Origin of the sequence: Acidovorax sp. LjRoot74 (genome assembly GCF_964254355.1) — a bacterium.
In the GTDB taxonomy this organism is placed as follows: Bacteria; Pseudomonadota; Gammaproteobacteria; order Burkholderiales; family Burkholderiaceae_C; genus Acidovorax.
The window spans coordinates 4,651,538-4,664,584 of record NZ_CAXUTI020000001.1; the positions used below are offsets into that span (position 1 = coordinate 4,651,538).

The 13,047-nt window shown below is 65.4% G+C and carries 7 protein-coding genes and 1 pseudogene; 1 reads left to right on the plus strand and 7 read right to left on the minus strand.

What is annotated here, in order from left to right:
- Nucleotides 1-6: 6 nt before the first annotated feature.
- The 5 genes from ACSQ3O_RS22155 to ACSQ3O_RS22175 all read right to left on the minus strand — a co-directional run bounded on the left by ACSQ3O_RS22155 (nucleotide 7) and on the right by ACSQ3O_RS22175 (nucleotide 3,905).
- Nucleotides 7-1,302 (minus strand): dihydroorotase, encoded by a 1,296-nt coding sequence (locus tag ACSQ3O_RS22155; protein ID WP_436140506.1) that lies wholly within the window; start codon nucleotides 1,300-1,302, stop codon nucleotides 7-9.
- Nucleotides 1,303-1,381: 79 nt separating this feature from the next.
- Nucleotides 1,382-2,344 carry an aspartate carbamoyltransferase catalytic subunit gene (locus tag ACSQ3O_RS22160; protein ID WP_056066217.1) on the minus strand — a complete coding sequence of 321 codons (963 nt, stop codon included), beginning with the start codon at nucleotides 2,342-2,344 and terminating at the stop codon, nucleotides 1,382-1,384.
- 12 nt (nucleotides 2,345-2,356) lie between these two features.
- Complete coding sequence (pyrR, locus tag ACSQ3O_RS22165; RefSeq protein ID WP_436140507.1) at nucleotides 2,357-2,881, minus strand: bifunctional pyr operon transcriptional regulator/uracil phosphoribosyltransferase PyrR; 525 nt, start codon at nucleotides 2,879-2,881, stop codon at nucleotides 2,357-2,359.
- The gene (gene ruvX / locus ACSQ3O_RS22170) at nucleotides 2,878-3,309 is read right to left on the minus strand and encodes a Holliday junction resolvase RuvX (RefSeq protein ID WP_094291427.1); all 432 of its coding nucleotides are present in this window, start codon (nucleotides 3,307-3,309) and stop codon (nucleotides 2,878-2,880) included. The genes pyrR and ruvX overlap by 4 nt, the downstream gene beginning before the upstream one ends.
- Nucleotides 3,306-3,905, minus strand: coding sequence for a YqgE/AlgH family protein (locus tag ACSQ3O_RS22175; RefSeq protein WP_094291428.1), 600 nt, complete (start codon nucleotides 3,903-3,905; stop codon nucleotides 3,306-3,308). Before ACSQ3O_RS22175 ends, ruvX begins: the two co-directional genes overlap by 4 nt.
- A gap of 21 nt (nucleotides 3,906-3,926) precedes the next feature.
- Between ACSQ3O_RS22175 and ACSQ3O_RS22180 the strand changes: the two genes are divergently transcribed.
- Nucleotides 3,927-5,411, plus strand: coding sequence for a cryptochrome/photolyase family protein (locus ACSQ3O_RS22180; protein ID WP_436140508.1), 1,485 nt, complete (start codon nucleotides 3,927-3,929; stop codon nucleotides 5,409-5,411).
- Between the two features lie 68 nt (nucleotides 5,412-5,479).
- Here the strand turns inward: ACSQ3O_RS22180 and ACSQ3O_RS22185 are convergent.
- Nucleotides 5,480-6,650: pseudogene (locus ACSQ3O_RS22185) on the minus strand (PilT/PilU family type 4a pilus ATPase).
- 158 nt (nucleotides 6,651-6,808) lie between these two features.
- A complete protein-coding gene (locus ACSQ3O_RS22190) occupies nucleotides 6,809-13,039 on the minus strand; it encodes an Hpt domain-containing protein (protein WP_436140509.1) in 6,231 nt (2,076 codons plus the stop codon).
- Nucleotides 13,040-13,047: the final 8 nt, after the last annotated feature.

A 13,047-nucleotide genomic window follows, 5' to 3' on the forward strand; every position in this document is an offset into this window, starting at 1 on the left:
GCCGCCTTAGCCGCGGTCAAAAGCGACCTGCCCACCAACCAAGGTCATCCGCACACGACCGGGCAGTTCGTAGCCCGAGAACGGCGTGTGTTTGCCCTGGCTGGCAAGCGCGTCGTCCTGCACAGTCCACGCGGCCTGCGGGTCGAACACGCACAGGTCACCCACGCCGCCTTCCACGATCTGGCCCACGCTGGCCTGCAAGGTGCCCAGCGCGTTGCCCAGCACGCGTGCGGGTTCGGACGTGACGGTGGCCAGCGCGCGCGCGAGCGGCACGCCGCTGTCCTGCGACCATTTGAGCGCGAGCGACAGCAGCAGCTCCAGGCCCGTGGCACCGGGCTCGGCTTCGGCAAACGGCAGGGTCTTGGCGTCTTCATCGACCGGGTTGTGGTCGGACACCAGCGCATCGATGGTGCCATCGAGCAGCGCGGCGCTCAGGGCGTCGCGGTCGCGCTGCTGGCGCAGCGGCGGCGTGAGGCGCGCGCGGCTGTCGAAGAAACCGATGTCGTTTTCGGTGAGGTGCAGCGTGTTGATGCTGATGTCGCAGGTGACCTTGAGGCCCTCGGCCTTGGCACGGCGCACCAGCTCGACACCCGCAGCGCTGCTGAGGCGGCACAGGTGCACGCGCGCGCCGGTGGTCTTGAGCAGCTCGAAGATGGTGTGCAGCGCAATGGTTTCGGCCGCCACGGGCACGCCCGACAGGCCCAGCCGCGTGGCCAGCGCACCGCTGGCGGCCACGCCCTTGCCCAGGTGCATCTCTTGCGGGCGCAGCCACACGGTATAGCCAAAGGTGGCGGCGTACTGCAGCGCGCGCTGCAGTACCTGGGTGCTGGCCAGCGGCACCTCGGCCTGGCCAAAGCCCACACAGCCGGATTCGGTCAGCTCGGCCATCTCGGTCAGCACCTCGCCAGCCAGGTTGCGCGTGAGCGCGCCCAGCGGGAACAGGCGCGACTGGTGCAGCTTCTCGGCGCGGAACTTGAGCATCTCCACCAGGCCGGGCTCGTCGAGCACCGGGTCGGTATCGGGCGGGCAGACCAGGCTGGTCACGCCACCGGCCACAGCGGCGGCCATTTCGGATTCGAGCATGCCTTCGTGCTCGTGGCCCGGCTCGCGCAGCCGCGCAGCCAGGTCCACCAGGCCGGGCAGCACGATGCAGCCGGTGGCGTCCACCACGCGCTTGGGTGCGAAGTCGGGCGGTACCCGGTTCACGCCCACGATGCGGCCTGCGGCAATGGCGATGTCACAGGTCTGGTCAAGGCCCGAAGCGGGGTCGATCACCCGGCCGTTCTGGATCAGTATCTTCATGATTTCAAGCCAAATTGGCTGCCTCCGCGCATCAGGCGTGCGCTAGCAGCTATGAAAACAGGAGCAATCATTGCGCGCTTCACGCCTCATTCCCGGCGACGATGGACATGACGGCCATGCGCACCGCAATGCCGAAGGTGACCTGCGGCAGGATCACGCTCTGCTTGCCATCGACCACGGCGGAGTCGATCTCCACGCCCCGGTTGATGGGGCCGGGGTGCATCACGATGGCGTCGGGCTTGGCCAGTTGCAGCTTTTCCTGCGTGAGGCCAAAGCTCTTGAAATACTCCTGGCTGGACGGCAGCAGCGCGCCGCTCATGCGCTCGTTCTGCAGGCGCAGCATGATGACCACGTCGGCATCCTTGATGCCCTCTTCGAGCGTGTGGCACACGCGCACGCCCATCTGCGCCATGTCCGACGGCACCAGGGTGCGCGGGCCTACCACGCGCACTTCGGCGCAGCCCAGCGTGGTGAGGCCGTGGATGTCGGAGCGCGCCACACGCGAGTGCAGCACGTCGCCGACGATGGCCACGGTGAGGTTGCTGAAGTCCTTCTTGTAGTGGCGGATGGTGTACATGTCCAGCAGCCCCTGCGTGGGGTGGGCATGGCGGCCATCGCCGGCGTTGATCACGTGTACATGCGGGGCGACGTGCTGCGCAATCAGGTACGGTGCGCCCGACTCGCTGTGCCGCACCACGAACAGGTCGGCTGCCATCGCGCTAAGGTTGGCGATGGTGTCGAGCAGCGACTCGCCTTTGCTGGCCGAGCTGCGCGCGATGTCGAGGTTGATCACGTCGGCCGACAGGCGCTTGGCCGCGATCTCGAAGGTGGTGCGGGTGCGCGTGCTGTTCTCGAAGAACAGGTTGAACACGCTCTTGCCGCGCAGCAGGGGTACCTTTTTCACTTCGCGGTCGTTCACGCTCACGAAGTTGGCAGCCGTGTCGAGGATGTGCGTGACGATGTCACGCGGCAGGCCCTCGATGGACAGCAGGTGGATGAGTTCGCCGTTGCCGTTGAGTTGGGGATTGCGCTTGTGCAGCACGGTCAGGCCTCTTTAGTCTTTGTCTTGGACTTGGAATTGGAAGGTGCCGCTGTCGCCCCGCGCCAGGGCCAGCGAGTGGGAAACCGGCAGCGCCACGCGCGCCGCGGCAAAGTCGGCCTGCACGGGCAACTCGCGCCCGCCCCGGTCCACCAGCACGGCCAGGCGCACGCTGGCGGGGCGGCCGTAGTCGAACAGCTCGTTGAGCACGGCGCGGATGGTGCGGCCGGTGTAGAGCACATCGTCGAGCACCAGCACGTCGGCGCCGTTCACATCAAACGGCAGCGCGGTCTGTGCGCTGGCCGACAGGCCGCGCTGGGCAAAGTCATCGCGGTGCATCACCGACGAGAGCACGCCGGCGGGCCCTTCCAGGCCCAGGTCTTTTTGCAGGCGCTCGGCCAGCCAGGCACCGCCCGAGGCAATGCCCGCCAGGCGCGTGGTGGGGGTGAGCATGCTGCGCACGCCGCGCAGCAGCTCGCGGTACAGCGCCTCGGCGTCGAGCACCAGGCTGCCGGACATTCCGGGGGATGGGGTGGTCATGGGAGATTCCTCAAAAACTGTTCCAGGATGATGCAGGCCGACGCTGCGTCGGCATCCTTGGCACCACCCGCAATGGCCTCGGTGGTGCTGTAGCGCTCGTCCACCTCGAACACCTGCAAGCCGAATCGGCCACGCAACTGGCGCCCGAACTTGAGCGCGCGTGCGGTGTTTTCGTGGCTCGCGCCATCAGGGTGGTAAGGCACGCCGATCACCAGCGCGTCGGGCTGCCATTCCTTGATGCGCTCGGCCACCTGGGCGAAGCGGGCGTCGCCCTCGGCCTGGATGGTGCGCTGCGGCGTGGCACTGCGCAGCATGCGGTTGCCCGAGGCCACGCCCGTGCGCTTGAGGCCAAAGTCAAAAGCAAGAAAGGTCTGAAAATGCGCAGGAACGGCTGGCGGCTGGATCGACTGAACGGGCGAACCGGTCATGCGTGCCCCGCCTCGGGCGACAGCATCCAGGCCTTCAGGCCCAGCAGCGACAAGGCCCGGTCGTAGCGCTCGGGCACGGGGGTGTCGAAGATCACCGACAAATCCGCCGCCACAGTGAGCCAGGCGTTCTCGGCCAGCTCCGATTCAAGCTGCCCCTCGCCCCAGGACGAGTAGCCCAGCGTGATGAGCACGCGGCGCGGCCCGGCGCCCGTGGACAGGGCTTCGAGCACGTCCTTGGAAGTGGTCATCTCCAGGCCGCCGGGGATGGTCATGGTGGAAGCGTAGGCCGATTCGTCGGTCTCGGCCTTGTCCATGAGCATGGGCTCGTGCAGCACAAAACCGCGCTCGGTCTGCACCGGGCCGCCCTGGAACACAGGCTCCCGGGTGAGGTCTTCGCGCCGCAGCGACAGATCTACTTTGTCGAACAGGCTTTTGAGGGTGATGTCCGAGGGCTTGTTGATGATGAGTCCGAGTGCGCCGCGTTCGCTGTGCTCGCACAGGTAGACCACACTGCGCGCAAAAGACTCATCTTCCAGGCCGGGCATCGCAATCAGGAAGTGATGCGTCAGGTTGATGGGCGCAGAATCGAAAGACATCCCTCAATTTTAACGGTGAACATGGCGACCCCTTCCGAGCCTTCCTACCCCAGCGGTCTTGTCTGGTTCCGGCGCGACCTGCGTGCGCAGGACCATGCCGCCCTGTACCGGGCGCTGACGCAGTGCGAGCAGGTGCACTGCGCCTTTGTGCTGGATCGTGAGATTCTGGATGGCCTGCCCCGGGTGGACCGGCGGGTGGAGTTCATCCTGGCATCGCTGGTGGAGCTGGACGCCTCGCTGCGCGCCCTCTCTGGCCAGCCAGGGGGCGGACTCATCGTGCTGCATGCCATGGCCAGTGAGGCGATTCCGGCACTGGCGCAGCGCCTGGGCGTACAGGCCGTGTTTGCCAACCACGATGACGAGCCCCAGGCGCTGGCGCGCGACAGCCTGGTGCGCACCCGGCTGGCGGCGGCGGGCCAGGCATTTCACACCTTCAAGGACCACACCATTTTTGAACGCAGTGAGGTGCTGACGCAGACCGGCAACCCCTACAGCGTGTTCACGCCCTACAAAAACGCCTGGCTCAAGAAGATCGACGCCTTCCAGCTCAAAAGCTACCTCGTGGAACGCCACGCGCACCACCTGGCGCCGCGCCCACCGGAGCACTGCCCACCGGTGCCCGCGCTGGAGTCGCTGGGGTTTGAGGCCAGTGCATCGCAGTCACCCCGGTTGCCTGCCGGTGCCAGCGGTGCGCAACAGCTGTTCGACGACTTTCTGGGCCGCATCGAGCGCTACGACCATGCGCGCGATTTTCCTGCCATCAAGGGCCCGAGCTACCTCAGCGTGCACCTGCGCTTTGGCACCATCTCGCCGCGTGTGCTGGCGCGCACGGCGCACCGGCTGATGCTGGAGGGCAACCCGGGTGCCACCACCTGGCTGAGCGAGCTGATCTGGCGCGATTTTTATTTTCAGATCCTGCACCACCACCCCCATGTGGTGGGCCACAGCTTCAAGCCAGCCTACGACGCCATCCAGTGGGAAACCGGCCCCGAAGCCGACGCTCTGTTTGCCGCCTGGTGCGAAGGCCGCACCGGCTACCCGCTGGTGGATGCCGCCATGGCCCAAATCAACCAGACGGGCTACATGCACAACCGCCTGCGCATGGTGGTGGCCAGCTTTCTGGTGAAGGATCTGGGCATTGATTGGCGTTGGGGCGAGGCCTACTTCGCCACCCACCTCAATGACTTTGACCTGGCCGCCAACAATGGCGGCTGGCAGTGGGCCAGCTCCAGCGGGTGTGATGCACAGCCCTACTTCCGCATCTTCAACCCCGTGAGTCAGAGCCAAAAATTTGACCCCGAGGGCAAGTTCATCCGGCGCTACCTGCCGCAACTGTCCCGTCTGCCCACTGCTGCCCTGCACGCCCCCTGGCTCGCCCGGCCACTGGAGCTGCAGGAAGCGGGTGTGCGGCTTGGCGCGGACTACCCCCTGCCCGTGGTGGAACACGATGCCGCACGGCAACGCACGCTGGAGCGGTATGCCGTGGTCAAAACGGCCGGTGGCTGAGCCGACGCACAGCAGCGGGGCCGACAAGGTCCTGCCTCAGGGCCCGATTGTTCAAGCGCCTGCCGGGCCTAACGTGGGGGTGCAGCAGACTCGCCGGGGGGTGGCTGGTCTGCCGCCATCTTCATGCCACCACTCTCCAAGGGAGCCCCAGCGGCTAACCGCAGGCGCAAACGCACATCGGTGCGGTTGTCTGCATGGGCAATGGCTTCTGCGGCCGAGATGGCACCCAGCTCGACCATGGACAACAAGGACTGGTCAAAACTCCACATGCCCTGCTCCCCGCTGCGGGTGATGGCCGTCTTGAGTTCGTCGATCTGGCCTTTCTGGATAAGCTCGGCCACGTAGGGGGTCAACAGCATGATCTCTGTGGCGGGCACCAGGCTGCCCGCAAGGCCCTGCACCAGCCGCAGTGCCACCACGGCGCGCAGATTGAGCGACAGGTCCATGAGCAGTTGGCGGTGAGCGTCCTCCGGGAAAAAATTCAGGATGCGCTGCACCGCCTGGTTGGCGTTGTTGGCATGCAGGGTAGACACACACAGGTGGCCAGACTCGGCATAGTGCAGCGCGTGCTGCATGGTGGCCCGGTCGCGGATCTCGCCAATCATGATCACGTTGGGCGCCTCCCGCATGGCCCGGCGCAAGGCTTCGTCGTAGGACAGCGTATCCAGCCCCACTTCGCGCTGGGTCACCAGCGACTTCTTGTGGCTGTGAAGGTATTCAATCGGGTCTTCCACGGTCAGGATATGCCCGCCCGCATGGGTGTTGCGGTGGTCCAGCAGGGCAGCCAGCGTGGTGGTCTTGCCCGAGCCTGCTGCCCCCACGGTCAACACCAGCCCCCCCTTTGAGAAAGGCCAGCTGCTGAAGCACCGGCGGCAGGCCCAGCTCCTGCAAGCCCGGAATTCGCGCAATCACATGGCGAATTACCATGCCCACCTGCCCGCGTTGCCTGTGAACGTTGATGCGAAAACGCTCACCATCAGGGGTCTGAAACGAGAGGTCGCACTCCAGGGTGGTCTCGAACTCGTGCCGCTGTGCATCGCGCAGGATGGAGTAGGCCATCTGCCGCACGTCATCCGCCGACAGCACCTGTTGGGCAATGGGCGCAAAAGCGCCCTGCCGCTTGATGGTGGGCGGTGCTCCCGCCAGGAGGAAGAGATCGGAGGCACGCTCCCGAACCACAAAGGCCAGGCACGCCAGCAAGCGGGGATCGGCCGGAGGGGGTGCAGCGGCTGGGTCCATCAACACTCCCAGCTCAGGTCAGGGGCAGGCTGCAGGCGGTCCGCCGACATGCCAATACCCACACCCGCTATGCCCCGGTCCAACACAGAAACAGGGCACCCCGAAAAACCACAGCCCCGCCGGTGAGGGACGGGGCTGCGGGTGCCGCGCATGGTCCTTCAGACCTCGGCAGCTGCGGCTATGCGTGCGTAATGCTGGATCAGGCTCAGCAGTTCTTCATCCGAGTACGGCTTGCCCAGGTAGTGGTTCACACCCAGCTCCATTGCATGCTCACGGTGCTTTTCGGCAATGCGCGAGGTGATCATGATGATCGGCAGATCACGCAAGGCGCCGTCCGCGCGGATATTGCGCGCAAGGTCGAAGCCGTCCATGCGGGGCATTTCGATGTCGGACAGCACCACCGTCGGGCGCTCTTCCTGCAGGCGTTCCAGGGCCTGCAGACCATCGGCAGCCAGGGCCACCCGGTAGCCTTCGCGCTGCAGCAGGCGCTGCGTGACGCGGCGCACGGTGATCGAATCATCCACCACCAGCACCAGCGGCACTTGGCTGGGCCCCGCCAGCTGGGGCGACACCACCAGCTTGCCGGCGCCAGCGCCACCTTCTGCTTCCGGTGCGGGCGGCATGCCTGCATTGGCAGCACGCACCTGATCGCCATACACCGTGGCCAGAGCCACTGGGTTGTAGATCAGCACCACGGCACCCGAGGCAAGCACCGACATCCCGGCCAGGCCTGGCAGGCGGGACAGCTGAGGCCCCAGGTTCTTCACCACGACTTCCTGGTTGCCCAGCACTTCATCCACATGCATGGCCACACGCTGTGCCGCGCTGCGGAAGATCACCACCGGGCGGGTCTTGCCTGCAGGTTCATGGCTGCGCGCAGACGCCTGCAGCAACGCTCCGGACCAGAAGAACGGCATCTTTTCCATGCCATCGTCAAACACGCCGGTGCGGTAGGCTTCTTCCAGGTCGGCCGCCGAAGTACGGCGCACGATTTCCACCACGTTGGCGGGCACGCCAATAGCCAAGTCACCGCTGCGCAGCATCACCACCTGCGTCACCGCCGTTGTCAGCGGCAGCACCATGCGGAACGCAGCGCCCTTGCCTGCTTCGGTCGAGGTCTCGATGCGACCACCCAGCGCGTTGATTTCGGCACGCACCACGTCCATGCCAATGCCACGCCCGGCCAAGCCAGTCACCTCGGACGCCGTGGAGAAACCGGGCATGAAGATCAGATTGGCCGCATCGGCATCACTGAGTTCTACACCGGGCTCCACGATGCCTTGGGCAAGCGCCTTTTCGCGGATGCGTGGAAGGTTCAGGCCTGCACCGTCGTCCCGGAACTCCACCGACACGTCGTTGCCTTCGTGGTGCAGATCCACCGTGATAGTGCCCGACGCAGGCTTACCCGCCGCCACCCGCAGCTCGGGGTCTTCGATGCCATGGGCCACACAGTTACGCAGCAAATGCTCGAACGCTGGGGTCATGCGGTCCAGCACGCCACGGTCCATTTCGATGGAGCCGCCGGTAATGTCCAGCTTGATCTGCTTGCCGGTTTCCTTGGACGCCTGGCGCACCACAGCGTAGAGGCGCTCGGCAATGCCTTCGAACTCCACCATGCGGGTACGCAGCAGGTCGCGCTGCAGTTCGCGGGCCTGGCGGCCCTGGGCGATCAGGTCGTCTTCGGCGCCTTCCATGGCGCGTTGCAGGTTGCGCTGCACGGTGGCCACGTCGTTCACAGACTCGGCCATCATGCGCGTGAGTTCCTGCACGCGGGTGAAACGGTCGAACTCCAGCGGATCAAAGCCAGCGGCCGAATCCTTGGACAGCGCCAGGCGCGACTGCATCTGCGATTCAGCCTGTACTTCGATGTCACGCAATTGCTGACGCAGCCTGTCGAGGTTGCCCGACAGATCGGACAGCGAACTGCGGAACTGCCCCAGGCGAACGTCCAGACGCGAGCGACTGATCATCACTTCGCCCGCCTGATTGACCAGGCGGTCGAGCAACTGCGCACGCACGCGCACCGACTGGCTCGCAGCCACGCGCAAGGGCGCCAGTTGCGAGGGGCCAGGCAAACGGACCGCAGGAGCGGCAGGTGCCGCCGCAGCGGTATCCACCAACGCAGCGGCGGGTGCCATGGGCGCATCAGCAGCGTCCAGACGGGCCCGCGCGCCCTCGACGGGCAGGGCCACCACCGTATCGGCAGGGGCCTGGCCAATGGCTCGCAGGGCATCGAAATTCGCCTGCAGGCCATCAAAACCGCCTTGCAGGGGGTCGATCTGGTCGGCTGTGACGGTCTCGGGATCGAGTTGCTCAATGGCAGATTCCAACCGGTGGGCCATTTCGCCCAGGCGCATGGCACCGGCCAGGCGCGAACTGCCCTTGAGCGTGTGCAGGGCACGCAGCACTTCGCTGCGGGCACCCAGGTTATCGGGCCGCGCGGCCCATTGGCGCAGGGCACCGCCCAGTTGAGGCAGCAACTCGGCGGCCTCTTCCTCGAAGATCGGGAACAGGTCGGGGTCGATGACGTCGATGGCGTCGATGTCGTCATCGACGTCCGAAGACAGCGCCACGGCGTGGGCGATCGCATCGTCGATCAACTGGTCCTGATCGTGGGCCACCACCGACAGCGCAGGCGCCACATGGCCTTGCGGGATGATGACGGGTGCGGGCTCCAGGGTTGCCTCGGCATAGGCCTCGGGCTCGTCGATCGCTTCTGGCGCGGGCTCGGAAGCCACGGGCTCCACCATCTCGATGGGGAAAGCTTCGGTAGCGTCTTCCTCTGGCGGAGACAAGGTGACAACCACCTCGGCTTCCAAAATCTGGCGCAGCTGTTCCAGCACCTCTTCGTTGGGCTCCTTGAGGAAGCCCGCAGCGAATTGGTGCAGCAGGCGGCGGATGTCTTCCGCAGCGCCCATGAAGGCCCGGGCCTGCTCCTCGGTGCCGCCAGATTGCAGCTGCACATGCTGCATCGCGTGCTCCAAGGCCCGCGCCAATTCCGACAAGGCAGTGAAACCGACCGTGGCAGAACTGCCCGCCAGCGAATGCGCCAGTGCCACCGCCATGTCGGGCAGGGGCTCGTGCAGTTCCAGCGACCATTCCTGCAGACAAGTCACCAGACGGCGCGACCATTCGTCGGCCTCATTCAGGTACACGTTGTACAGCGGGATGCTGATACGCAGGGTGTCAATCACCTTGACCGCATCGTCGCTGGCACTGTCCTCCTGCGGCAAGGCCTCCAGAAGCCCAGCCATTTCAGAGGGCAACTCGGCATCGGCAGACTCAACTGCCTCATGCGCCTCCACCGGGGCCTCAGCAGCGGCGGATTCGGCTTCAAGCAACCGCTCCGGGGCTTCGACATCCAGCGACGCGAGAGCATCGGATGCCTCTGGCACCTCGGCTTCGATCCCTGCGGGCACCACGGCCTCTGGCGCTGTGCTGGCTTCTGCATCAGACAAAGTCAGTGCTTCCAGAGGAATCTCCTCCAGCGGCTCTGCGACAGCAGCCACGGCAGAGACCTCGGCAACAGGCGCCACATCGGGCAAATCCAGATCAGGCAGCTCCAGGTCGAGCACAAAGTCGGCGCTGGACGGATCTACCAACGGAGCGGGGGCCGAATCGGCATTCAGGGCGGCGGTAAAGACCGAGAAGTCAATATCCTCCGCAACCTCAGCCACACCGGATGTTGCAGCCACTTCAGGCGCAACGGGTGCTTCAACAGCTGCAGGCTGTTCGTGCACATGCTCCGAAATTTCGGTCGCCTGGAAGTCCATCAGGCCCAGATCGTCCTCAGGATGAGCATCGAGGCCATCCGAAGACACGGTACCGGCGGCCAGTTCGACCGCTTCTGGTTCCAGCGCCGCCAGGGGTTCGATCTCTGGAACAGTCCCAGGGGCTTCGTCCCCCTCGGAAGGCACGACCAAAGGCAGCAACGTACCGTCAAGGCGCATCGCATCTGCAGATTTGCGGAAGGATTCAGGATCCCAGCCGGTTGCGCGGCCTGCCGCAATGTCATCGGCCCAGCGGCCAAATGCCCGCAAGGCGTCCGAGGACAGTGTCAACAAGCCCGGCTGCATGGGCTTCTGCTCAGCCAGCCAGGCGTTGAGGATTTGCTCCATCGACCAGGCGGCTTCGCCGAAGTCGTTGAGGCCCACCATGCGCGAACTGCCCTTGAGCGTGTGGAACGCACGGCGCAATGTGGTCTGTTCGCTCAGATTGCCAGGCTCCCCCTGAAGCAGATCAATGGCGGCCAGTCCGTTGACCACCACTTCGCGTGCTTCTTCCAGGAAAACGTCCAGCAACTCATCTTCGACATCCGGTACAGCGGCCTTGGCAATGGGTGCTGGTGCTGGTGCATCTGCGGCGGCGACAACCGACGCGGGGGCAGCAGGCGCAGCCACATCGAAGGAAATGTCCGGAGCCAGGCTTTCTGGCTCTGACTGGGGGGAAGGCTCGCTGACTGGAGCAGGGCCCAGGTCCAGAATCGGAGCAAAGTCCGTGGGTTCGCTGACAGGCTCCGGCGCAGGGAAGCGCGGCAGCACGTCAGGCACCAGGGTCGCGGTGCGCTCCTCCAGTTTGGCTGGGGCTTCCTCCATCGCGTCAGACGCACGCGCACGGGTTTTGCCCATGAGGATGCGCAGCTCGCCCAGGTCCTCGTCATAGACAAAAAGCTTGCGCGCCATGGTGCGCTGATAGCTCAGCATGTCGATCAAAAAACCGAGTGCGCCCAGGCTGTTGCCAAGCTTTTCGAACACGGCTTGGCGCCCTTCTTCGGGCACCTCGTTGATGAGCAGACGCTCCACCGTGTCGCGCATGCGCACCACAGCCAGTGACGCCTGGTCCAGCCCCAGCACCGACAAAACACCGCGCATCTGGGCCAGATGTCCGGGTACTGTGGCCAGAACCGCCGTGTCCTGGGGGTTGCGGAAAAACTGGTCCAGCGCCTTCTCAGCCTCGCCCAAGGTCACGCGCAACTCGTCCACCACGCTGCCCATGGTCTGGTTGTCGCTGACCCTGCGGTACAGCTCCTCCATCCAGGGCTCCAGTGGCTCGGGTTCGGCACCTGCCGTCACCGCGTCCAGGCGCTCGGCCAACCGGGTGGCACGCACCTCCATCTGGTCGTCGGCAGCATCCAGTTCCTCAAACGCCGCCTGCAGGTACAACACCGAAGTCGCCACTTCCATTGCCAAGGCGGCCGATGGCGGCTCGCCCGAGCGGGTGGTGGAATCCATTGCCCGCGTCAATGCCAGGGCCAGGTTCTCACTGCCAGGATGCAGTTTGCGCAGCGAGTCGCACACCAGGCTGAACTGGTCAGCTGCCGGTTTGAGTTTGTTGCGATCACCACCGGCCAGCGCCGACCAGGTCTCGGTGGCCGATGCGATGCGCTTGCGCGCCTGCGCCAACACTGCCGGGTCGAAGCGGCCAAACCGCGCGGTTTCGTAATCAACGGGCTTGAAGCGGTCCAGGGAAAACGCCTGGCGCACGGCCCGCAGCGAGGGTGCAGCGTCCTCGGGCAACTCGAAGGCCTTGGCCTGCGAACAGAAGAACAACAGGTCCTGAACCAGCCGGTCTGCAATGGTGGGGTCGCCCTTGGCCAGGGTCGCGTACTGCATCAGCACCCGCGAGGCCACCCGTTTGACGTACACATCGGGGGACAACAGGCCGGAGCCAAACGCTTCGAAGAAGCCAGCGCAAATCTTCCAGAACGCACGTGCCTGGCGGTCTGACTGGGCTGCTACGAGCCCCAGGCAGGTATCTCGCAAGTTCAGCGCAGCCTTGAGGTCACCGGACTTGACGATGCGCAGCACGGCCGCATCCAGCCGCGCCCGCGCCTCGGGGCCATATGGCAAGGGCGGGAGGGTCACCGCCCCTTCGGGTTCGCGGAAACGCCGCTCCACAGGCCAGAGGTCTGCCGGATGCACACGGTCGGCACCTGCCAGCGCCTGGGCGTCGCGGTACTGAGGGAACAGCGCGACGGGTGATACCGCCTTGCCCGCCAGCACGGTTTCCAGGTATTCGATCAGCGCAAAACTTGCGCGCTCGATCACTGCAGCCGCTTCGTCGCTGCAGGTTTCCGGGCGCTGGACAAACTTCTGGACCGCAGACTCCATGGAGCGCAGCACGAGGGCTGGTGGGCCCATGCCCACCATTTCGAGTGCGCCACATGCTTGGTGCAGCTGCTGACGCGCTATGCGCAGCGCGCCAGCGTCCAGCGCTGCAAGATCGGATTCACGCGCAACTTCCGCATCGCGCACAAAACGGCGCATGGCCTTGACCGCACCGTCGAGTGACTTCCGCAGTTCGTCAAGCACCCAAGCCAAAGGACCCAGGTCCTGATCCCCCTGGGTCCCTTCTGCGGCCGGTGCATTGTTGGCATCAATAGATGACATGTATTTGT